General features: G+C 52.5%; 23 protein-coding genes. 19 read left to right on the forward strand and 4 right to left on the reverse strand.

The window, feature by feature from the left end; translation table 11 throughout:
* The first annotated feature begins 104 nt into the window (after positions 1-104).
* The 11 genes from L6H98_RS12405 to L6H98_RS12455 all read left to right on the forward strand — a co-directional run bounded on the left by L6H98_RS12405 (position 105) and on the right by L6H98_RS12455 (position 12,390).
* Positions 105-356: a hypothetical protein gene (locus tag L6H98_RS12405; RefSeq protein ID WP_236415473.1), complete on the forward strand. Its 252-nt coding sequence runs from the start codon at positions 105-107 to the stop codon at positions 354-356.
* The gene (alaS, locus tag L6H98_RS12410; RefSeq protein ID WP_236415474.1) at positions 353-2,974 is read left to right on the forward strand and encodes an alanine--tRNA ligase; all 2,622 of its coding nucleotides are present in this window, start codon (positions 353-355) and stop codon (positions 2,972-2,974) included. Before L6H98_RS12405 ends, alaS begins: the two co-directional genes overlap by 4 nt.
* A gap of 129 nt (positions 2,975-3,103) precedes the next feature.
* On the forward strand, positions 3,104-3,364 hold the full coding sequence (locus tag L6H98_RS12415) for an IreB family regulatory phosphoprotein (protein ID WP_036616950.1): 261 nt from the start codon (positions 3,104-3,106) through the stop codon (positions 3,362-3,364).
* A gap of 124 nt (positions 3,365-3,488) precedes the next feature.
* Positions 3,489-3,905 (forward strand): Holliday junction resolvase RuvX, encoded by a 417-nt coding sequence (ruvX, locus tag L6H98_RS12420; protein WP_236415475.1) that lies wholly within the window; start codon positions 3,489-3,491, stop codon positions 3,903-3,905.
* A gap of 12 nt (positions 3,906-3,917) precedes the next feature.
* Positions 3,918-4,217 (forward strand): DUF1292 domain-containing protein, encoded by a 300-nt coding sequence (locus L6H98_RS12425; RefSeq protein WP_236415476.1) that lies wholly within the window; start codon positions 3,918-3,920, stop codon positions 4,215-4,217.
* Positions 4,218-4,532: a DUF1292 domain-containing protein gene (locus L6H98_RS12430; protein WP_236415477.1), complete on the forward strand. Its 315-nt coding sequence runs from the start codon at positions 4,218-4,220 to the stop codon at positions 4,530-4,532. It begins immediately after the preceding gene.
* Positions 4,533-4,607: 75 nt separating this feature from the next.
* Positions 4,608-5,648: an endolytic transglycosylase MltG gene (mltG, locus tag L6H98_RS12435; protein ID WP_236415478.1), complete on the forward strand. Its 1,041-nt coding sequence runs from the start codon at positions 4,608-4,610 to the stop codon at positions 5,646-5,648.
* Positions 5,649-5,662: 14 nt separating this feature from the next.
* Positions 5,663-6,592: a peptidase U32 family protein gene (locus tag L6H98_RS12440; protein WP_236415479.1), complete on the forward strand. Its 930-nt coding sequence runs from the start codon at positions 5,663-5,665 to the stop codon at positions 6,590-6,592.
* Between the two features lie 17 nt (positions 6,593-6,609).
* Positions 6,610-7,938, forward strand: coding sequence for a U32 family peptidase (locus L6H98_RS12445; RefSeq protein ID WP_236415480.1), 1,329 nt, complete (start codon positions 6,610-6,612; stop codon positions 7,936-7,938).
* A gap of 231 nt (positions 7,939-8,169) precedes the next feature.
* Positions 8,170-10,452 (forward strand): methyl-accepting chemotaxis protein, encoded by a 2,283-nt coding sequence (locus L6H98_RS12450; protein ID WP_236415481.1) that lies wholly within the window; start codon positions 8,170-8,172, stop codon positions 10,450-10,452.
* A gap of 123 nt (positions 10,453-10,575) precedes the next feature.
* Complete coding sequence (locus L6H98_RS12455) at positions 10,576-12,390, forward strand: penicillin-binding transpeptidase domain-containing protein (RefSeq protein ID WP_236415482.1); 1,815 nt, start codon at positions 10,576-10,578, stop codon at positions 12,388-12,390.
* Here L6H98_RS12455 and L6H98_RS12460 read toward each other — a convergent pair.
* Positions 12,366-13,571, reverse strand: a complete 1,206-nt coding sequence (locus L6H98_RS12460; protein ID WP_236415483.1) for an AI-2E family transporter — start codon at positions 13,569-13,571, stop codon at positions 12,366-12,368. The genes L6H98_RS12455 and L6H98_RS12460 overlap by 25 nt on opposite strands.
* 165 nt (positions 13,572-13,736) lie before the next feature.
* Between L6H98_RS12460 and L6H98_RS12465 the strand changes: the two genes are divergently transcribed.
* The gene (locus L6H98_RS12465) at positions 13,737-15,143 is read left to right on the forward strand and encodes a polysaccharide deacetylase family protein (protein ID WP_236415484.1); all 1,407 of its coding nucleotides are present in this window, start codon (positions 13,737-13,739) and stop codon (positions 15,141-15,143) included.
* 117 nt (positions 15,144-15,260) lie between these two features.
* Here L6H98_RS12465 and ilvD read toward each other — a convergent pair whose 3' ends face one another.
* Together ilvD and L6H98_RS12475 are read right to left on the reverse strand one after the other, a co-directional pair.
* The gene (ilvD, locus tag L6H98_RS12470; protein WP_236415485.1) at positions 15,261-16,946 is read right to left on the reverse strand and encodes a dihydroxy-acid dehydratase; all 1,686 of its coding nucleotides are present in this window, start codon (positions 16,944-16,946) and stop codon (positions 15,261-15,263) included.
* Positions 16,947-17,300: 354 nt separating this feature from the next.
* Entirely contained in the window at positions 17,301-18,341 is a 1,041-nt protein-coding gene (locus tag L6H98_RS12475) for a fucose 4-O-acetylase (protein WP_236415487.1), read from the reverse strand.
* A gap of 221 nt (positions 18,342-18,562) precedes the next feature.
* Between L6H98_RS12475 and L6H98_RS12480 the strand changes: the two genes are divergently transcribed.
* The 6 genes from L6H98_RS12480 to mgrA all read left to right on the forward strand — a co-directional run bounded on the left by L6H98_RS12480 (position 18,563) and on the right by mgrA (position 23,811).
* The gene (locus L6H98_RS12480) at positions 18,563-19,528 is read left to right on the forward strand and encodes a sugar kinase (RefSeq protein WP_236415489.1); all 966 of its coding nucleotides are present in this window, start codon (positions 18,563-18,565) and stop codon (positions 19,526-19,528) included.
* Between the two features lie 88 nt (positions 19,529-19,616).
* Positions 19,617-20,282, forward strand: a complete 666-nt coding sequence (locus L6H98_RS12485) for a bifunctional 2-keto-4-hydroxyglutarate aldolase/2-keto-3-deoxy-6-phosphogluconate aldolase (RefSeq protein ID WP_236415491.1) — start codon at positions 19,617-19,619, stop codon at positions 20,280-20,282.
* A gap of 93 nt (positions 20,283-20,375) precedes the next feature.
* Positions 20,376-21,140 carry an alpha/beta fold hydrolase gene (locus L6H98_RS12490; RefSeq protein ID WP_236415492.1) on the forward strand — a complete coding sequence of 255 codons (765 nt, stop codon included), beginning with the start codon at positions 20,376-20,378 and terminating at the stop codon, positions 21,138-21,140.
* A 28-nt stretch (positions 21,141-21,168) separates the two neighbouring features.
* Complete coding sequence (locus L6H98_RS12495; RefSeq protein WP_236415493.1) at positions 21,169-21,942, forward strand: HAD-IA family hydrolase; 774 nt, start codon at positions 21,169-21,171, stop codon at positions 21,940-21,942.
* Positions 21,943-21,972: 30 nt separating this feature from the next.
* Positions 21,973-22,713, forward strand: a complete 741-nt coding sequence (locus L6H98_RS12500) for an NAD-dependent protein deacylase (protein WP_236415494.1) — start codon at positions 21,973-21,975, stop codon at positions 22,711-22,713.
* 81 nt (positions 22,714-22,794) lie between these two features.
* Positions 22,795-23,811, forward strand: coding sequence for an L-glyceraldehyde 3-phosphate reductase (gene mgrA / locus L6H98_RS12505; protein ID WP_236415495.1), 1,017 nt, complete (start codon positions 22,795-22,797; stop codon positions 23,809-23,811).
* A 99-nt stretch (positions 23,812-23,910) separates the two neighbouring features.
* On the opposite strand, the gene L6H98_RS12510 is transcribed toward mgrA, so the two are convergent.
* Entirely contained in the window at positions 23,911-24,855 is a 945-nt protein-coding gene (locus tag L6H98_RS12510; protein ID WP_236415496.1) for an AraC family transcriptional regulator, read from the reverse strand.
* 177 nt (positions 24,856-25,032) lie between these two features.
* Here L6H98_RS12510 and L6H98_RS12515 point away from each other — a divergent pair, with 177 nt between their 5' ends.
* Positions 25,033-26,214, forward strand: coding sequence for a galactokinase (locus L6H98_RS12515; protein WP_236415497.1), 1,182 nt, complete (start codon positions 25,033-25,035; stop codon positions 26,212-26,214).
* Position 26,215: the final 1 nt, after the last annotated feature.

Genomic DNA, 26,215 nt, shown 5'->3' on the forward strand with positions numbered 1-26,215 from the left:
AAATCGATGATGAAATGAAGTACGCCGGGCGTTCCTTTCTCAGAGAAGAGACTCCTTCGGTAGCAGGGTTATTCTGCTGCTGATGGCTGGAAGGGTCTTGAAAGTTGAAGCGGCGGAAAGCTGATTTCGGAGTGCAGGACAACCCTGCCGGGAGCGACCGTTACTCGCGTCAACAAGGCGATTGCTTGCACGTTCCCTCCGTTACGGATGGATTGGACGCAGGCAATAACCAGGGTGGTACCGCGATAACATCGTCCCTGAATACTCAGGGGCGTTTTTTGTTGTTGTATCGGAACAAACCGGGCGATTCCGCACCGGACCAACATATCTTTTTCAAATGGGGGCAGCCAGTATGAAAGCCAGTGAAATCCGATCCAAATGGATAGAGTTTTTTGCAAGCAAAGGTCACAAAATCGAGCCGAGCGCCTCGCTCGTGCCGCACAACGATCCTTCCCTGCTGTGGATCAATGCGGGTATGGCACCGCTCAAGCCGTATTTTGACGGCCGCGAGAAACCGGAGAACCCGCGCCTCGCGAATTCCCAGAAGTGCATCCGTACCAACGATATCGAAAACGTCGGCAAAACTCGCCGTCACCATACGTTTTTCGAAATGCTGGGCAACTTCTCGATCGGAGACTATTTCAAGGAAGAGACCATCACATGGGCATGGGAATTCCTGACAAGCAAGGAGTGGATCGGTTTCGATCCGGAGCGCCTGTCCGTGACGGTATATCCCGAAGACGAAGAAGCATTCAAACTGTGGAACGAAAAAATCGGCATTCCTGCCGAGCGCATCATCAAGCTGGAGGACAACTTCTGGGATATCGGCGAAGGCCCGTGCGGACCATGTACCGAAATTTTCTATGATCGCGGCGAAGCTTACGGCAGCGACATGAACGATCCCGAAATGTACCCGGGCGGGGAAAACGAACGTTACCTGGAAGTGTGGAACCTCGTGTTCTCCCAGTTCAACCACAACAAGGATGGCAGCTATACGCCGCTTCCGAACAAAAACATCGATACCGGTGCAGGCCTGGAGCGCTTTGCGTCCATTCTGCAAAACGTGGATTCCAACTTCGATACCGACCTGTTCCAGCCGATGATCCAAAGAACGGCTGCGCTCGCCGGCGTGAAGTACAATGACAGCGTCGAAACGGACGTTGCGCTGAAAGTCATTGCCGACCATATCCGCACCGTTGCTTTTGCCGTGGGTGACGGAGTTCTGCCAAGCAATGAAGGCCGCGGTTACGTCATTCGCCGTCTGCTGCGCCGCGCGGTTCGTTACGGCAAAGTGATCGGCCTGGACCGCCCGTTCCTGTATGAACTTACAACAACGGTAGGCGAAGTGATGGGCGTATACTATCCGGAAGTGGTCGACAAGCAGGAATTCATCGCCAAAGTGATCAAAACGGAAGAAGAACGTTTCCATGAAACGCTCAGCGACGGGCTGGCGATCCTGGCTGACATCAGCAGCACAGCCAAAGCGGAGGGACGCACCGTCATCAGTGGTCCGGAAGCGTTCAAGCTGTACGATACGTACGGTTTCCCGTTTGACCTCACCGAGGATTATGCGCTGGAACACGGCATGACCGTGGACCGCGAAGGTTTTGACGCCTCCATGCAGGAACAGCGCGACCGCGCGCGCGCAGGGCGCCAGGAAAGCGAGAGCATGAAGGTACAAGGCGGCGCACTTGCCGACCTGGAGGTTAAAAGCGAATTTGTTGGGTATACTGAGCTGTTGACGGAATCGAAAGTGCTTGCCATCGTTGCAGGCGATGCGCTTGTCGATTCGGCAAGCGAAGGACAGATCTGCCAAGTCATCTTGGACAAAACCCCGTTCTATGCAGAGAGCGGCGGCCAGGTCAGCGACCAGGGACTGCTGCGCGGAGCAAACATGACCGCGAAAGTCCAAGGGTTGTTCAAAGCACCGCTGGGACAGCATGTGCATGTCGTGAACGTGGAAGCCGGCGAACTTCGCGTCGGCGATGTCATCAAGGCGGAAGTGGATGCTTCCAAACGCGGGGATATCATCAAAAACCATACGGCAACCCACTTGCTACACAAAGCGCTCAAGGATGTGCTGGGCTCCCATGTCAATCAGGCTGGATCCCTTGTTGAACCGCAGCGTCTGCGCTTCGACTTCTCTCATTTCGGCAGCATTACGGCTGAAGAATTGACGGAAATCGAACGCCAGGTGAATGAGCAAATCTGGAATCATCTGAACGTGAACATCGAGCTGAAACCGATCGATGAAGCCAAAGCGATGGGTGCAATGGCCTTGTTCGGTGAAAAATACGGAGATATCGTTCGCGTCGTTCAGATCGGAGACTACAGCTTGGAACTCTGCGGCGGCTGCCACGTAAACAATACGTCGGAGATCGGTTTGTTCAAACTGGTGAGCGAAAGCGGAATCGGATCAGGCGTGCGCCGGATCGAAGCCGTTACGGGCCGTGGCGCATATATGTATATGGAGAGCCAGTTGGATCTGCTCAAACAGTCGGCAGCTTTGCTTAAAGCCAATGTAGCTGACGTCCCTAAACGCATCGATGGCTTGAATCACCAATTGAAAGAAGCGGCAAGAGAGAACGAATCGCTGCAAGGCAAGCTGAGTGCCATGGAAGCCGGCCAATTGACGGATCAGGTCGTTCAAGCAGGCAATACGCAAGTGCTCGCCGCTCGCGTTGATGCGCCAAGCATGGATGCACTGCGTACGATTGCGGACGAGTTGAAAGTGAAGCTGCCTGAGGCTGTGCTAGTACTGGGTGCGGCTGTAGACGGCAAAGTCAATTTCGTTGTTGCCGTGCCGGCCGAGCAAGTGAAACAAGGCCTGCATGCAGGAAAAATCGTCAAGGAAGTTGCCGCGGTATGCGGCGGCGGCGGCGGCGGCCGTCCGGACATGGCGCAAGCCGGAGGTAAGGACGCATCCAAGCTGGATGAAGCGCTCAAATTGGCTGTTTCGCTGGTTAGCAAATAACAGACAAGCAAAAAACATATTTGTCGGGTCCTTTATTTACTTGTAGGAGTCAGAATATGTTATTATAGAAGCAGTAATCAATTCGGCAGAACATGGTCCCCATGTTCATGCAGAAGTGAGGTGTCATCAATGGACTCCATGGATAAGACGGTTAAATTCAACGTGAAGGGTGATGAGCAGGAAGCTTCCTCCAAAGAGATTCTGCTCACGGTGTATGATGCCCTGGTGGATAAGGAGTACAATCCGATCAACCAGATCGTCGGGTACCTCATTTCGGGTGACCCCGCCTACATCCCTCGTCACAATAATGCGCGCAGTCTGGTCCGAAAAAAAGAGCGCGATGAGCTCATTGAAGAGCTTGTTCGTTCTTATCTGGCCAATCACCGGTAAAGGATATCGCTCTTTCTGCATTGCATCCAAGCAGGCAGGAAGAGCATAACCGACAGAAGACAGCCTGGAGCTTGAGAAGGGAAGGCGTTTTCCCCTAAGCAGGCTTGAGGATGGGAGAGCATCGATGAAAATACTAGGTTTGGATTATGGGGACCGAAGAATCGGAGTTGCCGTCAGTGACGCCTTCGGTTGGACTGCCCAGGGATTGGAAGTGCTTGAACGCCGCCGTGATGAAGGCGAGTTTGGTCGAATTGCCGAGCTTGTGCGTGAGCACGAGATTGGTGAAATCGTCGTAGGGCTCCCCAAAAACATGAACGGCACCGTAGGGCCGCGTGGCGAACTTTGCATGGCGTTTGCCGAGCGCCTGCGTGGCGAATTGAATTTACCCGTTCACCTTTGGGATGAACGGCTGACAACGATGGCAGCAGAACGAACGCTGCTCGAAGCGGATGTCAGTCGCAAAAAACGCAAGCAGGTTGTAGATAAGATGGCTGCCAGCTTGATTTTGCAAAACTATTTGGATGCAAACAGTACAAGGTGAGGGGGATCAACAATGGCTGAAGATCGACTGGGTATGGAAGAAGAATCGGAGATTATTTACATCGCGGATGATGAGGGTAATGAAGAGGAATTCGAAGTCATCATGAAATTTGAGGTGGACGGTTCGGAGGCCAAGTACATGATGGTTGCTCCGGTTGAACCCGAAGATGGCGAAACGGATGTTTATGCATTCCGTTACGAAGAAGAGGGAGACGACATTAAACTTTTCGTGATCCAGGACGATGCCGAATGGGAAATCGTTGAGGAAACCTTTAATACATTTCTTGCAGAAGATGAAGAGGAAGCGAACTAAATGACAGAATACAGCCGCAAAGACCTAAAATGGACAGATTCGCTGCGTTTGGCTTATGGTGCCCACGTTGAACTTGAAGAAGAGAACGGTAAATCGCATCCGTATGACTTGCTGGCTGAATTTGAGGTGAAGGGTCAGCAATATGCGGTGCTTCGCAGTTCACTGCGGCCATACGACGAGGTAGAGCTCTTGCGGGTTTTGCCTGCCAAAGAAGGCCAGGTCATGCCTGAACTGGTTACCATTGACGATGATGACGAGTGGGAGAACATTTCGGAGCTGTATGATGAATGCACACTTCCGATTGATGAAGATTGATCAGCTTCAAATTGTAGAAACCGAAAGGGCGGAGCAGTCCGCTCTTTTTGGTTGTGTAGAGGAGTTGTGTCTTTTTTGAAAGGAAAAGCGATTATAGTCATTCTGCTTATTATCATCATTGCCGCGGGAGGGGCCGGCACATATGCCTGGAGTTTGACACGCCCAGTCCAGGCTTCGGAAACGCCGATCACGCTGGAGATTAAGAGCGGTTCGGGAACTTCGGCCATTGCGGACCAACTGCAGCGGGAGGGGTTGATCCGGAGCTCGCTTGCATTTAAAGCCTATTTGAAATGGAAGAACCAGGGTTCAAATTTCATGGCAGGCACGTACGCGATGAATCCCGGCGTGACCTTTGATGAAATTATTAGCAAGCTCAGCAGCGGTGATGTTGTGCCCGAGGAAATGGTGAAATTCACCATTCCCGAGGGTTACACGATACTGCAAATGGCGGACAAGCTGTCCGAGGAGGGCATCGTGAACCGGGAAGAATTCATTACATTGGCCAATGAGCCGTCCGCATTCGACCTGGACCTCATCAAGGGTGCTCCTGTGGACGAAGAACTGCGTTACGTGTTGGAAGGATATCTTTTTCCCGAAACGTATGAGGTGAAAAAGGATAGCTCCACCCATGACGTCATGCAGCGCATGATGGAAGAGCTGGAGACCCGGCTGCAGACGATTCCCGATCTGGAAGCGAAGCTGAAGGAGCGGAACTTGTCTCTGCATGAACTGTTGACCGTTGCCTCGCTCGTTGAACGGGAAGTTGTAGTGGACAAGGAACGCGCGCTTGTGGCCGGCGTGATCTATAACCGGATCAACCGGGACATGAAGCTGGAGATCGATGCGACGGTGCAATATTTGTTGGACAAACCGAAGGCAAGGCTGCTCTTTGCCGATCTGAAAGTTCAGAGTCCTTATAATACGTACCTGAATAAAGGACTGCCGCCGGGACCGATTGCGAGCCCAAGCTTGGCGTCCATTAAGGCGGCACTGGAACCGCAAGCTTCGGACTACTTGTTCTATGTGACCAAGAAAGACGGCTCCTCGGAGCATCTGTTTGCCAGAACGTACAAGGAACATCAGCAAAATATAGCCAAAAGTAAGGCTGCGCAATAAGCGGAGGGATGGAAATGAGTAACAGACATGAGCTGCTTGTCACGGCAGCCAATGTAAAGGAAGCGGAGGCTCTTCTTCAGGCCGGGGCGGATGCCCTGCTCATCGGAGACGATCGGTTCGGGATGCGCCTTGCGGGGAGCTTCAGCCTCGAGGAAACGGCAGAGGTGGTTCACATCGCCGCCAAACACAATGCCCGTGTGGTTGTATCCATGAACAACCTGATGTCGAACGAGCTTTTGAAGGAAATTCCCGAATATGTGCAGGCTCTGGGGCAAATCGGCATTCATGCGGTGGAGTTTAACGATCCGTCCGTGCTCCGCGCCGTGCGCGAGCTTGCTCCGCACATCAAGCTGCATTGGAACGCCGAGATGACTTCCACAAACTATGCGACCTCCAACTATTGGGGAAGCAAAGGGGCTAGCCGTGTCGTCTTGGCACGCGAGCTGAACATGGACGAAATCACCGAGATGATGCCTTATTTGAAGGTGGAAGCCCAAGTGCAGGTTCACGGCATGACGAATATTTATCATTCGAAGCGCAGCCTGGTACAGAGCTACATGGCTCACCAAGGCCGTCCCGTGGAAGGGGATTTGGGCAAAGAAAGAGGCCTTTTCCTGATTGAGGCAGAGCGCCGCGATGAGAAATTCCCGATTTATGAAGATCTGAACGGTACACATATCATGAGTTCGGAAGATATCTGCATTTTGGAGGATTTGCATCTGCTGATGGAGGCGGGGGTGCATAGTTTCAAAATCGAAGGCATCCTCAAACCTCTCGCTTATAATGAAGCGGCCGTACGTGCCTATCGTGCGGCAATCGACAGCTATCAGGCTGATCCTGAAGGTTATGAATATCGGGATGAATGGCTGGAGCGGGTGCGTGAGCTGCAGGACCCCGAGCGGGAGTTGTCTTTTGGCTTTTTCTATAAGGAACAGGTGTATTAATGAAAGAGGTGAACGTTATGGAAGCAGTGGCGGTCAAACGCAAATTTTCAGGCAAACGGAACCGCCTGGACAAACCGGAGCTGCTCGCTCCGGCAGGGAATTTGGAAAAATTGAAATTCGCCATCCACTACGGCGCGGATGCGGTATACATCGGCGGTCAGGCCTACGGTCTGCGCTCCAACGCCGACAATTTCAGCTTCGAGGAAATGCGCGAAGGCGTGGAGTTCGCTAACAAATACGGTGCGAAGGTATTTGTGGCGACTAACATCTATGCGCATAACGAAGATATCGAGGGCATCGAGGAGTACCTGCAAAACCTGTACAACGCGGGCATTGCTGCCGTCATCGTGGCCGATCCGGCCATTATCGAAGTGGCTCAGCGGGCGGTTCCGGGCCTGGAGGTGCATTTGAGCACCCAGCAGTCGACGCTGAATTGGCAGGCGGTGAAGTTTTGGAAAGAGGAAGGATTGCCGCGTGTCGTCCTTGGGCGGGAAACCAGCTTTGAGGAAATCGAAGAAATCAAAGCCAACGTGGATATCGAGATTGAGGCATTCATCCATGGAGCGATGTGTTCTTCATATTCGGGACGCTGCGTATTGTCCAACCACTTTACGGATCGCGATTCCAACCGGGGCGGATGCTGCCAGTCTTGCCGCTGGAAATATGACCTGTTCGAGGATGCGCGCGAAGACGCGGTATGGGTTAGCGAAGAGGAGATGCAGATGAAATCGCCTGCGCCATTTAAGCTGGGTGAAAATCAACTGCCGCTCTTCCAGGAAAATGATAATGCATTCTCGATGGGGTCGAAGGATTTGTGCATGATCGGGCATATTCCCGAGTTGATCGATGTCGGCGTCGACAGCTTCAAAATTGAAGGACGCATGAAATCGATCCACTATGTGGCGACGGTCGTTAACGTATATCGGCAAGCGATTGACGCCTATATGGCTGATCCGGAAAACTACGTGCTGAAGCCGGAGTGGGTCGAAGAAATAAACAAGGCAGCCAATCGTCCGCTGAATACCGGCTTTTTCTATGATACGCCGGATCATGAGGATCATATCTATGAGCCGGAAGAAAAAGCGGTGCCTTATGATTTTGCCGGACTGGTTTTGGATTACGACGCCGCTACGGGCATCGCAACCATTCAGCAGCGCAATCATTTCAAACCTGGGCAAGAAATCGAATTTTTCGGTCCAGGGGGCACGTTTTTCAAACAGGTGGTCGGTGAGCTTCGCGACGAAGAGGGCAATGTTCTCGATGCGGCACGCCACCCGCTGCAGCCTGTCAAAATGAAGGTGGATCAGCCTGTATCCTATTTTGACATGATGAGAAAAAAGAAATAGGCTGTATTTCCTATGAATAAACAAAATAATGTTATAAAATAACAACATTGTGTTATAAATTGCGCTGAAAAGACCTCCGTATATCGGCAAACGGGGGTCTTTTTTTTATAGAAAAATAGGAAAAAAGTTGTAAAGAAATTTTACAAAAGGAGAGGGGAAAGGGGAAAGTTGTCGAATAAATAAACATTATAGGGGAGAGAAAAAATACAACAAGTAAAAACTGGCAGGTGAATGGGATTGGTCCAAAAGAAGCAGAAAGACAGCGGGGAACAATTAGGTAAATCGGTACAGGAGAAGAGGGAGAAGAACACAAAGACACCCAAAGAAAATATATTCAAGAAGGTGAAGCTGTTCAAAGGCAAGGCAACGGGTGATGGACAGAGCCCGAACGAAAAGCCTCTTAAATCAGGCTTGGGCAAGCTTCGCTTGAACAAGATCGAATGGAAACAGGTGGGGGGGACGACGTTTTCACAGATCAAAAAAGCAAACCCGATCAAATCGGTGGGCGTGAAGCTGTTTTTGGTCTTTTTCACGGCCATTATGGTCTTTGTGGTAAGCTTGGGCCTATTGTCCTATTCCAAGGCAAAGGGCACGATTGAAGAAAACGCTTCACGGGCAAATCAGGAAACGATCGATCAGACCAAGGAGAAAATGGATATCATTCTGGAGCGGTTCGTGGATACGTCCACGCAGATTTTCTTTGATCCGGAAATGCAAAGTTTGCTGCAAAAAATGGGCGATAAAAATTTGTCGGCCTACGATAGTTTCATCAATTCAAGCTCCATCAATAAACAGTTGTCCAACGTTGCATTTACAAACAAATCCATGGAAGCGATTTATCTGGTGCCCACGGATGAAACGAAATCGACGATGGGCACGGGCGGCAACAGTTCCAGCGTGGCCAATATCCGCAATGAACCTTGGTATGCCGAGATTACCGAATCCGGCGGATATCGCTGGCTTCCAACGGAAGTTCCGGAAGACGGAGGCACACCAACGTTCCGCATCGCCCGTTCCATGAAAAACCTGCAGGGCTCCAGTTTGTCTTATGTGCTCATCATTGAGCTGAAGCTGGAAGTGCTCGAAGAGCAGCTGAAATCGCTCAACCTGGGTGAAGGGGCCATTCTGCAGCTGATTGCTCCCGACAACAAAGTGGTGGCATCCAGCATTTCCGACCGAACTGGAAAGGAAACCGAATTATCCTTTGTGAAGGACCTGACCGAAAATACCGGAAGCGTTAATGCTTCTTATACGCTTGACGGAAAATCCACGGAAATGCTCGTTGTGTACAGCACGATGGACACCTCGGGTTGGAAACTGATCGGCATGGTGCCAACGTCCATGCTGGTCAAAGACGCCAAAGGCATTCTGACGACGACGCTGTGGATGGCTTTGGTTGACGCAGCCATTGCGGTATTGATCGGCATGTGGATGGTACGCATGATTGCCCGTCCGCTCGCCAAATTAAAGGATTTGATGCAAGAAGGAGCGAAGGGAAATCTGAGAGTGCGAACACCATTCACTTCGCGTGATGAAATCGGCCAATTGTCGTCCGCCTTCAACCTCATGATGGAGCAGATTACCAATCTCGTCGAGCAAACCAACCGTTCGGCCCGCGAGGTATTGGATACCGCTACCGAATTGAGCAGCGCTTCGAAGAAAACGGCGATTTCCGCTTCGGAAATTGCTGTCGCCACGGAGGAGATTGCCGGCGGAGCGAGCAGCTTGGCTACTGAAGCCGAGCGTGGCAATGAATTGACCGATAACATTTCGACCCAGATGGCCAGCGTGATATCGGCTAACGAACAGATGGGGCAATCCGCTCGCCATGTTGAACAGTCCAGCGAGCAGGGAACGCGGCATTTGAATCAGCTCATGACCAAAACGCAGAAGACCGAAGAAATGATTGGCGCACTCGTCAAAAAGGTCGATTCCCTTAAAGATAGCACGTCGTCCGTGCTCAAAGTGCTTGAAGTACTGCAAAACATTACGAAGCAAACGAATATTTTGTCCTTGAATGCGACCATTGAGGCCGCCCGAGCCGGAGCGGCAGGCAGAGGATTCATGGTTGTGGCGGACGAGGTTCGCCAGCTTGCGGAGCAATCCAGAAAATCCATCGACATGGTCGGCGAGATTGCCGACAACATTATGAACGAGATGAATGCAACGGTGGAAGCACTGTCTGCCGCGTATCCTTTGTTCAAAGAGCAAATGGATGCCGTTAAAGACACCAACGTCATTTTTGACTCGGTTCAGCAGCAAATGGGTGCTTTCGTTGAACGTCTGGATTCCGTGACGGATTCCATCGAGGATTTGAATGAAGCTCAAACGACGTTGTCCGAAGCGATGAGCAACGTAAGCGCAGTGGCAGAACAATCTTCGGCAACGTCCGAAGAGGTTGCTTCACTGAGCAGCGAGCAGCAAAACATCAGCAACCAACTGGTGAAACTGTCCGAGAAGCTGGAGAACGTCTCCGCCGAACTTAAAGATACATTGTCCCGGTTTACAGTCTAATGTGAGCTGTTAACCATTTCATTTCACGCCGTTCCGGCATCATCCGGAACGGTTTTTTTCTTTTCCGAATAATCCCAGTTTGGATGATGGATACTATCCCAAATGATGAGCGGAAGGCAGGGGATGATTATGGAACGGCAGCGGAGAATTTGGATCGGATGCATGATGTTGACGGGGTTGATCGCATTGCTTGTGCTCCGGCTCGGGTGGATTCAAACGATACAGGCCAATCGGGTCGTACCGGGCTTTCAACATACGCTGCGGGAAATGTCCGTATTGCAGCGGGAGCGCGGGGTTATGCTCGATTCGGGAAGGGGGCATTTCACGGATTTCCAAGGCAGGCCGATCACGGGAAATATGCATTGGGGGCTCGTGCTTTTTCCATCCCCCAACCCGTCGGAAAAGAAAGCTGCTGCTTCTGCAAACCATCTCGCCGCAGTGAAGTTGGCGAATATTTTGCATACCGCCCCTGAACAAATCTTAAGCGAATGGGAGCAAGGATATGCTCCCCATTTCTGGACGGCAGGCAAAAATGCTCCCGCTCCGTTAAATGAGCGGCAAATATTGCGCATTCGCCAATTGAAACCGGCCAACGCAGAGGTTTATCCGATGATGACGCGTTACGAAGGATTACAACGTTCAGGCATGCAGTGGCTCGGCTATTTGGCTGAACTGCCAAACGAGGCTGGAAAGCTGCAAGGTCACCGGGATGAGGTCAGGCAGCCTTTTGCTTTAAAACGAGGTGCAGCCGGACTGGAACGGACGTTGGAGCCGTTGTTGATGGGGGTCGGTCCCACGTTGTTGACCAGAATGGTGAATGGAGCGGGGGAAGCCATTCCAGAACTCGCTCCTCGCGTGATTGCACCCCATAACGGCCATTATCCGTTAAAAGTCGAAACGACCATCGATGTAGAAATGCAGCATAAACTGGAGCAGATGGCCGAGCGCTCCGGCATGAAAGAGGGGGCTGTTGTTGTATTGGATGCGGCGAACGCCGATGTACGCGCCATGGTGTCCATGCCGTTCTATAATGCTGCCCACGTCGATCCTGGGCAATCTTTCTGGGCCAATCGTGCCGTAAAGGAGGCTGCGCCCGGTTCCATCTTCAAAATCGTGACGGCGGCGGCAGCGCTTGAAACCCATGCCGTATCGGGCAAAGAGAAATTCCATTGCGAAGGCGATTGGGGGAAATACGGCCTTTCCTGCTGGAAAGAACACGGGCATGGTACGCTCAATCTGGAGCAGGGGTTTGCCCGCTCCTGCAACATCGTTTTTGCCGAGACGTCCGAACGACTCACGATGAAACAGCTTGAACGTACTGCGGATGAGCTTGGTTTGGCCCGAACAGTTGGATGGGAACATAAGCAAATGGCAGGCATGCCGCTCTTGCGCCATTTTGACCACGAAGATGCGGGCAGGGTCAGTCTGCCGACGGTTGTCGCGGATGATGAGGGGGCTAGGGCACAAACGGCAATCGGGCAGCGAGACACCCGGGTTACCCCGCTCCAAGCGGCCAACCTGGTCGTAACATTACTGCATGACGGCGAAGTGAGAGCCCCGCGACTGGTCCAGCGCATTCGTTATGCCGATGGAGGAACCATGCTGGACATGCCCCTGCAAACGTCGCCGTCCCGCTTCGGGCGCATCTCCCCGTCGACGGCGCATCGCCTGCTCACATGGATGGGCAAGGTGGTCAGCGATGGAACGGGAAAATCCCTGCAGCGCGCCAGGTGGCATGTTGCAGGGAAGTCGGGCACCGCTCAGGTTGTAAGGAAGGGCGAGAAGTTGAATCATCAATGGTTTATAGGCTACGGACCTGTGGAGCAACCGCGATATGCCGTTGCCGTATTGGTTCAGCATGTGAAGCCAGGTGGTCGCCATCAAGCGACGGATTTGTTCCGTCAAGTGATGGATTATTTGTCCGAATCCTCTTCATGAGCTTGGGACGCTGCAGGGAACTCGGCTTGATCACCCTCAGTCCCGGCTCTGGTTCCGCTCTCGTGAACAGGGGTGTCCATGACCAGAGGGGACGAATCGAACTCGTCTTTAGGCAGGTGAATCCATCGTTGAAGGTAGCCCTGCTGCAGCAGCTCTTTGAGCAGGATCAACAGCACCGGAGACAGGACCACCCCGGCTATGCCGAAAATCGAGAGCGAGATCAGCATGAAGGAAAGCATCAAATACGCGGAAGATACCCCGATGGAATTTCCGGATATTTTGGGCTCCAGCAGTTGGCGTGTCAGCATCGTCACGGCCAGCAATACGATTAACCCTATGGCTAGCGAACTGTCCCCCACTACGAAAAGATAGGCAATCCAGGGAATGAACACAACGGGCACGCCGAGCAGAGGCACAAGATCGACGACCGCGCATATAGCTGCAATGGTGAATGCGTTGTTCGTTCCCAGAATGAGCAGTCCAACGTAAATAATCACAAAGGTGATCAGCATCATGACGACCTGTGCCTTCAGGTAAGCACGAATCGTTTTGAAGACGTGGTTCCGCATGAAATCCACGGCATTCTTTAACGTTTTTGGCGTCTTGGTTCGCGCAAAATTGCGCCAGGATTCAATCTCGATGCTAAGGAAAAAGGCCAAAATGATCGCAATTCCAAAATTGGTGATAAACGTGGAAAATGACGTCAAAAATCCGATGATGTACTGTGCACCGTTCGTGACCCAACCCGAGAGAAGGCCTGTCAGCGTAGCAAAGTAATCGTTGATTTTTTCCATGATTCCGTCGGGCAACGCATCAGACGTATCCTGCGTCCAGATGACAAGGCTGGTAAATTCTTTTTGAAGCATCGCGATGTACGTAGGGAAGCTGCCTTGCAGATTGGCAATTTGCGACACAATAATCAACCCGATCCCAAAAAAGGCAGCCACAATCAGAGCCAAAAATAACAAAACCGAAATAGCAGAACCGGCAGCCTTGGGCAATCCCTTCCGGTGCAAGAACCTCGCCAAGGGTTCGATCATCCAATATACAAGAAAGGAAAGGAATACCGGTGCGGCGAGCTGATATAATCGACTAAAACCGTACATGATAAAATACACTGTCAATATCAGAAGTGCGATGTCAAACACGGTTCGTCCATATTTTCGGTACAACGGAAGCATGGGCTTTACTCCTTTGTCATGTCGTTAATCCATTTATTGTACACGATAGCCTTGTTTTTGGAAATCGGCATTCAAGAAAAGCGTGAACTGTGATAAAATTAAAGGTGGTTTACTTTTCATAGTCATCATTTAGGCAATTCAGCATTAGAAGCGGGGAATTCAAGCATGACAAATTTACTTCAGAGCATTTTGCTGTGGCTTTTGTACATCTCAACGTTCTATGCCTTTATTCCGAGCCTGATCAGTCGCATCTTCGGTTTGCGGGTATTCAGGCGTGGCAAAAGCGATACGGATTTTTCCTTGACTTTCGATGACGGGCCAGATCCCGTTTATACGCCAAGGCTGCTTCGGCTGCTGAAACAATATGACGCCAAGGCAACGTTTTTTGTCGTAGGGGAGCATGCTGCCAATCATCCGCAGCTGATCCGGGATATTTATGAGGAGGGACATCTTCTCGGCATTCATAACTATATCCATAAAACCAATTGGTTAATGCGGCCTCGTACAGTTCAGGAACAGATTCGGCGTACCGGTCAGATCATTGAGGAGATTACCGGGGAAAAAACGTGTTTTTACCGTCCACCGTGGGGCATTATGAATTTGTTTGATTTCTTCAGCAAAAAGGATCGTCAGATCGTTCTATGGTCATCCATGTTCGAGGATTGGAAAAGCCGTGTAGGTGCCAAAAAGCTGACAGAACGCATGCTCAAGGAACTGCGCGCCGGTGAAGTCATGCTGCTGCATGATCGCGGCACGACATTCGGAGCGGACGCGAATGCTCCGGAACAGATGCTGCAGGCGCTTGAGGTCGTATTGCAGAAGGCGCAAAAGCAGGGACTGCGAAGCGTGCGCATCGATACGTTGATGAGAGGGGGGAAAGAAGTGGCGGTATCCCGAAATGGACAACAGGAGTCGGCCAAACCACTCACCTTATGGAAACGCGTGATCGTTGCTGCTTGGTTAGGTTGGGAGAAATTGTTCCACTGGGTTTACCATTTGCGGACGGCATCGCCGAAGGACCCCATGCTTCATTATCGAACACGGGTGTATCATGGGGCACAGGTCGAGTTAGAAGGCGGAAAAAGGCTCCGCAATGGCGATCCGATGATCGAGCTGCATTTCGACAACAAAAAATTGTTCGAATTGGGCAGCACCTCTCGCTCCAGCATGCATTTAGCCATACGCATGATCCGTACGATGGAACAACAGCTTCCGGATCTGGCGCGCCAGATCGCGGCCGATCCCGAACTTTCATCCGCAAAAGCGTTGTATGGCGTGAGCATGATCAATCGCGGACCGGAGAAGTTTGGTTTTACGATTCGCGATTTGCCGCCAGGGCCGTTCAGTTCCGCCTCCAAAGTTTACCTCAAGCTGTTGCTAAGCGTCATTCATCCTTCCGGTACAAAGCGGCTGCGCGAGCGATCGGAAAAGCTTGTGCCCAAGTTGATTGTGATTCCCGTAGAAGACCTGCTGCAACGTTACGGCCAGACGGAATTTGTTGCAGCGAAGGCGAAGGAAACGGAAGAAGAGTTTGTTGCTCCCGAAAACGATATACTGGCAGAGCGGAGCTAAAGCACGCTGCCCCTGCGCTGAACAGACGAAAAAGGCTGCCCTTCATTCTGATGAAGGAGCAGCCTTTGTTCGTTCCGGTGTGTTGTGAAGCGGACCCCTAAAGATCCGCTTCGCCGATTAAATTTTCAATACACCGCCGTTGCTGGCGTTGGTTACGAGTTTGGAGTAACGGGCCAGATAACCGGTTTTTACTTTCGGTTCAAAGCCTTTCCAGCCAGCGCGGCGAGTTTCGAATTCTTCGTCGCTGATGTGCAATTGGATCACGCGGTTATTCAGGTCAAGCTCGATGATGTCCCCATCCTCAACAAAGGCGATCGGACCGCCTTCAGCCGCTTCCGGAGAGATATGACCGATGCTGATGCCGCGGGATGCGCCGGAGAAGCGTCCATCCGTGATCAAGCCGACTTTGGCGCCGAGCCCCATACCAACGATTTGGGAGGTAGGAGCAAGCATCTCAGGCATGCCCGGGCCGCCTTTCGGTCCTTCGTAACGGATAACGACGACATGACCCTCTTTGACTTTGCCGTTGGCGATGCCATACAGTGCATCATCCTGGGAGTCGAAGCAGATTGCAGGGCCTTTGTGATAGCCGCCAACCGACTTGTCAACCGCACCAACTTTGATGATGGCGCCTTGAGGGGCCAGGTTACCGAACAATACGGCCAAGCCGCCTTTTTCGGAATGGGGGTTATCCAGCGAATGAATCACGTTGTGATCCAGAATCGGCGAGTTTTCCACGTTTTCGCGGATCGTTTTGCCTGTTACGGTGATGCAGTCGGCGTGGATCGCACCCGGTTTTTTGAGCAGCTCGTTCAGCACGGCGCTTACGCCGCCCGCATTATGAACGTCTTCGATGTGAAGATCGGATGCAGGCGCAAGTTTGGCCAGATGCGGAACGCGGTTGGCTACTTCATTGATGCGTTCGATCGGGTATTCAAGACCCGCTTCGTGCGCCAGCGCCAGCGTATGCAGAACCGTATTCGTGGAACCGCCCATGGCCATATCCAGGGCAAACGCGTTGTCGATCGCTTCCAGCGTAACGATATCGCGAGGCTTGAGGTCCATTTTGATGAGTTCCATCAATTGTTTTGCAGACTGTTTAACGAACTCGCGGCGTTCAGGAGCTACCGCCAGGATGGTACCGTTGCCCGGCATAGCCAGACCCATCGCTTCGGCGAGGCAGTTCATGGAGTTGGCCGTGAACATACCTGAACAGGAGCCGCAGGTAGGACAACCGTACTGTTCGAGTTCCAGCAAACCTTTATCGTCGATTTTGCCGGCTTGATAAGCACCTACGCCTTCGAATACGGATGTCAGGGAGAGTGCTTTACCGTTGCTGTCGCGTCCGGCTTTCATCGGACCGCCGCTGACAAACACAGTAGGGATGTTGACGCGCAGTGCGCCCATCATCATGCCTGGCGTGATTTTGTCGCAGTTCGGAATACATACCATGCCATCGAACCAGTGAGCCGATACAACGGTCTCCAAGGAGTCCGCAATGATATCGCGGCTTGGCAGCGAGTAACGCATGCCGATGTGTCCCATCGCAATGCCGTCATCGACGCCGATGGTGTTGAATTCAAAAGGAACGCCGCCAGCTTCGCGGATGGCCTCCTTGACGATTTTACCGAATTCCTGCAGGTGAACGTGTCCTGGCACGATATCGATGTAAGAGTTACATACAGCAATGAACGGCTTGCCGAAATCCTCTTCTTTGACGCCCGCCGCGCGGAGCAAACTGCGGTGAGGTGCGCGGTCAAAACCTTTTTTGATCATATCGGAACGCATCTTCTTGGCTGACATGGTGTATTCCCCCCAAATATATATTGTGATCGAGCAACATGAATGGAAATAAAAAGGCAGTGCATCTGTCGTTTAATTTCATCTTGTACTCTAAAAAATAGACCGGTTTGGCCGGTATCAGGCTGCCATCGTTTAAACATTCCTTTGCTGCTTTAAACTCATGAAAAGCCCGGTTTTTCTATTGAGTCTATCACAATCGTCGTCATATTTCTACATTCAATAAGAAAGAAGCCGTCTGCCCAATTTACTGGAGCCCGGCTTCCTCTGGATGAAGCGAAGTGTTTCAAACATTGATGGGTGGAGCGCAAAAGCTTTAAACAGCTTCCTTCTTTGCGATATCTTTTGCAGGCTGCATCAGGCCGAACGCTTGAAAATGTGGTGCCGTTTCAATGAAAAACGAGTCAAATCCGGTTCGACCAAAGGACGAAACGTTTGCCGAACGGCCGGATGGGCGAGCGATACCGCAAACAGAAGAGCCACCGCGATGACGACCGGAATATACAAGCTGCTCTCAATCTGTCCAAAGATGCCAGACCAGACGGCCAAGCGGACGATAAAGCCGTGCAGCAGAAATACGTACAGCGTTCTTCGGCCGAGCTCGGTCATTCTGGAGGTCATGAACGGTACCCACGCAAGAAACATGGCGGCCGAGACCACCTGCAGCCCGTAAATGCCAAGCCGGTAAAAACCTGCATACCATTCGCGGTGTCCGAGTTCCATATAAGTCATGTTGCCGATCAGCCAACCATGCGCCACCCGTGGTCCGCCAAGTAAGAGCCATATCAGCATACCGGCCGAAAATATGGCGGCGAAGCGTCGTCCCCAGCCTGAACGCAGACGGGAACGGATGCTGCTGCCGTAATCGTATCCTATAATGAAGAAAGGCAGGAATACAAAAGTGCGGCTGAAGCTAAGCCAAAATCCGTCCACAGGCATGTACCCGGCAAGAACGCCGAGCAGGATGGACGCCGTCAAGCGGTGCACGGGTTTCCATGACAGGGTGAGCCGCAGCAGGAGCCTCCAGCAGAAATGGCTTGCCAAAAACCATAACAGCAAATAGGGAGCAAAGAAGGAAAGCCGCATGTGCGGCGTATGGAATAACGTATAATCCATCAAGGAATACAACGATTGAAACAGGATATATTGCAATGCGATGTGCGCCAGCGTGCTGCGCCCGGAAGTTCCCCTCAAGGAAGGTTTGGCAAAATATCCGGTCACCCAGACGAACAAAGGCATATGAAATGTATAGATCCAAAAGAAGAGTGCTTCGGCTTCTGCAAAGCGGGCGACAAGCGGTTCCAGCGCGTTCCCCACAAGTACGCATACGATGAGCAGAAAGCGCAGGTTATAAAAAAAGGATTCTTGATCATCGCGAAGTCGAATTCCGCCATTCATGCTGTCGCCCCCCAGTTGACTCGTCATAAGCGAGTCTTTTGCATCTGTATTAAGGGTAATACGGAAGTTGTGTATTGATTGTGATATAATTCACAAGGGAAAGCGCTATCCATTCCATGAACTGTGACAACAAAATGAACGGCAGGGATTGACAACGGTTACATCGAACATGACAATGGTAAAAGAAGATGAGGATTGTAAATATAGGGAGGAAAGAGATCATGCCTGTTATTGCTTCAGGAAGTCCCGAAATCATTACTTTCGGCGAGAGTATGGGATTGTTGACGGCAAAGGATACGAGAGGGCTGGAATATGCGGCTTCGCTGGATAAATCGTTCGGCGGTGCGGAGAGCAATCTGGCGATCGGCGTATCCCGGCTTGGACATACAAGCGGCTGGTTTGGCCGCCTTGGCAAGGATCCGATCGGCCATATGATTTTGAAGGCGATCCGCGGCGAAGGCGTGGACGTTTCGAGAGCCCGCATGAGCGATGCGGAACCGACGGGTTTGATGATTCGTGAGAACGCTTCCGGCAAAGCTTCCGTCCACTATTATAGGAAGCTTTCCGCCGCCAGCGCAATGACGCCGGATGATCTTGACGCGGATTATATCGCCGGTGCCAAAATATTGCATGTCACCGGCATTACGGCCGCCATCAGCGCGTCGGGGCTGGAAACGGTGGAGGCAGCCATACATATCGCCAAACAGGCTGGCGTGAAGGTGAGCTTTGACCCGAATCTGCGCCTGAAGCTATGGTCGGCCGAGGAAGCCCGTCCCGTGCTGCTTCGGCTTGCCGAGCAGGCCGACTACTTTTTGCCGGGGCTGGACGAGATGAAACTGCTTTACGATGAAGATAGCGATGCCAAGGTGTTAGAACGACTGTCCGCCATGAATGCAATCTGCATCGTGAAGGGCGGACCCGATTTGACCTATGCATTGGTCAATGGTACCCTAACGGAAGTTCCGTACTTCAAGGCAGATCACGTGCTCGATACGGTGGGTGCGGGGGACGGTTTCTGTGCCGGATTTTTGACGGGCATCCTGAAAGGGTATACTCCCCAGGAAGCGACAAGACTGGGTAACCTGACCGGTTCCATGGTCATTCAGGCCGTGGGTGACTGGGAGGCTTTACCGACCTGGGATCAGGTGGAGGCCAAATTGAACAACGTGGCTCATGTTGAGCGTTAGTTGTTGCTGAAATCATGCATGTCTCATCTTCTTTTTTGAAAATGTAAGGGATGTACCGAACAACCACATGGACAAGGGAGAGAACGAAATGAAGAAGCTTCAGCTGCTGCAGAAAATTACGGAAAATGGCGTTGTCGCCGTATTGCGCGGCGATTCCGCCGATCAGGTCATTGCCATGGCTGAACAGGCCATCGCGGGCGGCATCAAGGTAATCGAGATTACGATGACGGTGCCTAGCGCCCTGAAAGCCATTGAGAAACTGAGCCGCATGTATCACTGGAATACACAGGATCCCGAAAAGTTTGCCATCATCGGGGCCGGGACTGTCCTTGAAGCCCAGACGGCGCGTGCAGCCATCATGGCTGGGGCCGAGTTTGTCGTTGGACCGTCCTTGAACCCCGAAACGGTGCAGATCTGCAACCTGTATCGCATCCCTATCTTGCCGGGGGTGATGACGATTGCCGATGTTCAGCGGGCGCTTGAGCTTGGCGTGGACATCGTGAAGCTGTTCCCAGGCAATCTGTACGACCCATCTATCATCAAAACGATGAAAGGCCCGATGCCGCAGGCGAATTTCATGCCAACCGGCGGCGTTTCGCTTTCCAACCTGGGAGACTGGATCAAAGGGGGAGCGGTGGCCGTGGGCATCGGGTCCGACCTGACCAGCGAAGCGGTCAAAACGGGAGATTTGAGCCATGTGCGGCGGAAGGCGGAACAATACATGGACGCTTATCGCAAGGCCAAGGCCGAATAGAACGGAAATATGCGAAGACGAGGGCCATGCGGAAGCTTTGGCTCTTGTCTCGCGGAACCCGGTACCAGCGATAGCGGAGAAAGGTGATCGTCGTTGGCAAAAAATTATAATACAGGGCGCAAAAGAAGAGGCGTCGGCAAATTTTTGCTGGTGCTTTTGGCGCTTGTCGTCATTGGTTGCGGATATGTCGGTTGGAAGCTGTTGACCCCTTACGGGCCGCAGGAGCTGGCTGGCAAAGCTATGGAAACCTCGGAGCAGATTACCGTCAGCGAACAGGAAAAGTGGATTGATTTCGCTCCTGCAAAATCCATAGGAGTCAGCGTCATCTTTTATCCTGGCGGTTTGGTCAAACCGGAGAGTTATGCCCCGCTGGCTCGCGGGCTTGCCGAGATGGGACATCACACCATTATTGCCAAGATGCCTGTTAACCTGGCGGTACTGAAGCAGAACTTGGCGGATGACATTCGAAATGCATACCCGGAAGAACAATTCGTTATGGGCGGTCATTCGTTGGGCGGCTCGATGGCTGCGAGGTATGCTGCGTCTCATCCGGACGCGTTGAAAGGCATATTTTTTCTCGCCTCCTATCCTGATGAAAAAGGAAGCGTGAAATCGTTAGGCATGCCTGCTTTGTCCATTCTGGGCACGAAGGATGAGGTCGTCAATGCCGAAAAGTACCAAAAAGGCCGTTCATATTTGCCTGAAGATACCGTATATTACACGATTGAGGGAGGCAACCACTCGCAATTCGGCGATTACGGCCATCAGAGCGGAGACGGTGAAGCCGGCATCGATGTGCAGGAACAGCAGTCCCAGACCGTAAAAACAATCTCCGACTGGCTTCACGGCATCGAGTAATACATCCTTGTTTCCGGGAGGAATATCCATGGCAATACTTCAGGTGCAAGGCAGACAGATCGCCTGCGACGGCATTCTGTTCGACAAGGATGGCACGCTGCTGGAATTTTTGCAGTTATGGGGGCCGTGGGCCGAATCTTTGCTGAATCAGCTTGAACGGAAGCTGGAGCAGATGGGTGGCACGTTTACGCTGCCGAAGGAACAGGTCTTCGGTACGGTGCACGATCCGCATGGACGGATTGTGGGTTATGATCCGCAGGGCCCGCTGGCCATTGCCACCGTGGACGAAAGCACCGGTTTGCTGGCCGGGCAGCTCTATGCGGCGGGAATGGCGTGGAACGACGCGGTGACCGCAATCCGGAGCATGTCCACAGAAGCGATGTGCCATGTGCGGGAGAAGCGGCATGCCGAGCCTTTGCATGGGCTGCCCGCATTTGTCCGGAGCTGCATGGAAGCAGCGCTGCCGCTCGCCGTCGTCACCTCCGATAGCACGGCGGCAGCGGAAGAACATCTGGAATGGATGGGGCTGCGTCCTTTTTTTGCATCGATCGTGGGCTGCGACCGGGTGACCCTGGGCAAACCCGACGGAGAGTCGGCCTTGCTGGCTTGCCGTGAGCTGAACATTCGTCCGGAGTCTGCAGTAATCGTCGGCGACAGCAATGGCGATATGCAGATGGGGCGCAGCATAGGCGCTGCTTTGCTCATTGGCGTAAGTCCGCCAGGAGGCGAAGCGGCCCGGTTACGAGACGCCGATATCATGATTCGAGATTACGCTGAACTCAGCATCATCAAAGATGCCTGACGGAGCATCATCACATAAGGGGGAGAGAGGATGAACGCAACCGAGCAGCTCATTTCCTGGATTCGGGAAAGCGAGAAGATCGTTTTTTTTGGAGGGGCAGGAACTTCGACGGAAAGCGGAATTCCCGACTTTCGCTCCGCTGCAGGCCTATATCAGACGGAACAGCACTCCCCATATCCGCCGGAGGAGCTGCTGAGCCGCAGCTTTTTTGATCGGCATGCCGATATCTTCTTTGATTTCTACCGCAGCAAAATGCTTCATCCAAACGCAGAGCCGAACGGTTGCCACCGATTGCTTGCCCGTTTGGAGCAAGAAGGACGCCTGCAGGCCGTCATTACGCAAAACATCGACGGCCTGCATCAAAAAGCAGGCAGCCATACCGTGCTGGAACTGCACGGATCGGTCCACCGGAACTATTGCATGGACTGCAGACGTTTTCATACATTGGATCACATGATCGATTCTGCATCGATCGTGCCTCGCTGCACGGCTTGCGGCGGAATCGTCAAGCCGGACGTCGTGCTTTACGAGGAGCAGCTCGACCAATCGGTGTTGTTTGGGGCAGTCGATGCGATCTCTTCCGCGGATCTGCTGCTGGTTGGCGGAACGTCGCTGACCGTCCAGCCCGCCGCGCAGCTCATTACCTATTTTCGCGGAAAACATACGGTGCTGCTGAACGCAACGCCTACCGCCTACGATCATCGGGCCGATCTGTTGATTACCGATCCGATTGGTGAGGTAATGAATACTGTTGATCGGCTTCTCGGCTGACCGTGACATGTGTTGAATGACCGCATTTCTCGGCAGACAGCCGGCAAGGAAGCGGAACCTGGGGAAAGAAGGGATTCATTTATGGTCTATGTGGCAAGCGATGCACGCTACGAAACGATGAAATATAACCGTGTTGGACGTTCGGGTTTGAAGCTGCCGGCCATTTCGCTCGGGCTGTGGCATAATTTCGGCGGAATCAACAATGCGGAGAACGGCCGCAACATGATTACCCGGGCGTTTGACCTGGGCATCACCCATTTTGATTTGGCCAACAACTATGGCCCTCCCGCAGGTTCGGCGGAGCAGATGTTTGGACAGGTGCTGGCCCAGGACCTGAAGTCTTATCGGGATGAACTGGTCATTTCGACCAAAGCGGGGTATTACATGTGGCCAGGGCCTTACGGCGATTGGGGCTCCCGCAAATATCTGGTATCCAGCCTGGACCAAAGTTTGCGGCGCATGGGCCTGGATTATGTGGATATTTTTTATTCTCACCGCTTCGACCCGGACACACCGCTTGAGGAGACGATGGGAGCGCTTGACCATATCGTTCGATCCGGCAAAGCGCTATATGTCGGCATATCGAATTACCCGGCGGAGAAAACAAGGGAAGCGGCAGAAATTCTCAAAGGGCTCGGAACCCCGCTATTGATTCATCAACCGCGTTATTCCATGCTGGACCGCTGGATCGAGGATGGACTGCAGGATGTTCTGGAAGAGTATGGCGCAGGCAGTATCGCATTTTGCCCGCTGGAGCAAGGGGTGCTGACCAACAAATACCTCAACGGGATTCCGGAGGATTCCCGGGCCAAAGGGCCCTCGGTTTTCCTGAACGAAAACAACATTTCGCCGGAAACGCTGCGCAAGGTCCGCGCGCTGAACCAGATTGCGGCGGCGCGTGGACAGAGTCTGGCACAGTTCGCGCTGGCATGGGTGCTCCGCAACGGCAAAGTGACGTCCGCATTGATCGGCGCCAGCCGGCCGTCGCAGATCGAGGAGAATGTCGCGGCGCTCAGCCAGCCCGATTTCTCCGAGGAGGAACTGGAACGGATCGAATCGATCCTGCGGCCGGAGCATGGTGACCGCTCGAAAAAATAAAGGCGGCACAGTGCTCGCCCTACCGCTTAATGTGAATTTTCAAGAAAAAGGTGCAAATTCGGTTGATTCTGAACCGGGATTGCCCTTTTTTGCATTCCTTTATTTTTGTAAAGGCATGTCCCTCGAAAGAATGCGTTCCCGGTAGTGGCTCGGCGCTTCGCCGTGAAATCGCTTGAATTGTTTCGAAAAGTAGAGCGCATCCGGCAATCCAACCGAAGCCGAGACCTGTTCGATGGACAGATCCGGTCGTTCCCGCAGCAGCTGGCGCGATTTGTCGATGCGCAGCTTCAGCAGGTACGTCACGGGCGACAAGCCGGTTTCCTGTTTGAAAATGCGGGAAAGATAAGCGCGATTGTACCCCAGGCTGGCCGACATCTGTTCGATGGATACCGGATATGCATATTGCGTGGACATATATCGAATCATTTGTTTGACCGTGCGCCGAATGGAGGATTCCCCCGAGATGGGTGTCTCGTCCTGGGCCAGATGATTTTGGGCTTCGGCGAGGATCATGTACAGCATGCCAAGTGACGTAAAATGAGAGCTCTCCTTCCGCTCGGTGAATGCCGCCTGAATCCTGGCAAGCTGTTCTGCGACGCCGCAGGCCGTTCCGGCATGGAAAACGGATTTTTCTGGCCGGAATCCCGCATCATGCGTAAGTTTTGCTGCTTGTTTGCCGGTATAAGCCATCCAGCGGTACTGCCAAGGATCCCGCTCATCGGACTGGTAACTGACCAACTGGCCGGGATGAATGAGAAAACAGTCGCCTGCGGACAATTCGTAAGTATGAAGCTCGGTCTGGAAGGTTCCGGTTCCTTTTTCTACATAATGAAGCAGGAAGTAGTCGTATAGCTTGGGGCCAAGCGCATGCCCGGGCAGGGTTTCGCTCGCTCCGGCAAACAGGACATGCAATGTCCCTTGTTCATGGTACTTCGGATTGGAGGCGACCGAGTAGGTACGGGCACCGCTTTTGACCGAGAATTCCTGTTTCTTGTCAGCTGCTGCTTCCCGTGCGGGTGGCGGATCATGGTGCTGTTTGGCCATCCTGATGCTCCTTTTCATGTCTTTTTCCACTTTGATGATCGTGGCATACTCTTCTCATTATAGATATAAAGGTCACATTTATCCATATAGATCACACATGCATTCATTTCGATGGAGATCGCTTTCTTATATAATGAGCTTAGAAAAACAACAACATCGAGATGAGGTGCCGCATCAATGGACATCCAGCAATTGAAACAAAAGTTTATTGAAAGGTATGGAGAGAGCAAAGATGCCATTCGTGTATTCCACTCTCCGGGGCGCGTGAATCTGATCGGGGAACATATCGATTACAATGGTGGCTACGTTCTCCCGGCAGCGCTGGAATTCGGAACAACATTGATCATCCGGGAACGTCAGGACGACAAGCTGCAGCTGGCTTCGACGAATATGGAGTACGAAGGGCTGCTGGAGATTGCAACGATCGGCAAGGCGAAAACGGGAGAGTGGACGGATTACCCGGTCGGCGTCATGGTTGAACTGCAGGCCAAAGGCGTGAACGTCACCAGAGGATACGATTTTCTCTATCATGGCGAAATTCCGAATGGCGCGGGCCTCTCGTCCTCGGCTTCCCTCGAAGTGTTGACGGGATTCGCGATCCAGGCGCTGGAAGGGATCGAAAATATCGACACCGTACAGCTTGCCCTTCTTTCCCAAAAAGCGGAAAATGAATTTGTTGGCGTCAACTGCGGCATCATGGACCAGTTCGCCGTGGCGAACGGAGCCGAGGATCACGCGATTCTGTTGATGTGTGACACGCTTGAATACAAAAAGGTGCCTTTCCGTACCGGTGCATACAAGCTGATCATCGGCAATACCAACAAGCGCCGCGGTCTGGTGGACTCCGCGTATAACGAACGTCGTTCCCAGTGCGAGCAAGCGCTCGCGATTCTGAAGGAGCAGCGGCCGGAGCTCGGCTATCTGGCGCAGCTGACGCCGGAACAATTTGCAGAGCATGAAGGACACATCACGGACGAAAAGGTAAGACAGCGTGCACGGCACGTCGTTGAAGAAAACGCTCGCGTGCTTGCATCCGTAGAGGCGCTGAGCAATAACGACCTTGAGACGTTCGGCCAGCTGATGAACGCATCGCATGAATCGCTGCGCGATCTGTACGAGGTCAGTTGCGAAGAACTGGACGTGATGGTGGAAGAGGCAAGACGTATTCCGGGCACGCTTGGTGCGCGCATGACGGGCGCAGGATTTGGCGGATGTACAGTATCTTTAGTTCATGAAGATGATGCAGAACGTTTTGTGAAGGAAGTAGGAGCAGCGTACGAGTCTCGTACCGGACTAAAGGGCGAATTCTACGTTTGCGGTGTAGGCGACGGTGTCAAAGAATTGAAGGAGGCGAAGTAAG

It is taken from the genome of Paenibacillus sp. JJ-223 (assembly GCF_927798175.1).
Taxonomy (GTDB): Bacteria; Bacillota; Bacilli; order Paenibacillales; family Paenibacillaceae; genus Paenibacillus; species Paenibacillus hubeiensis.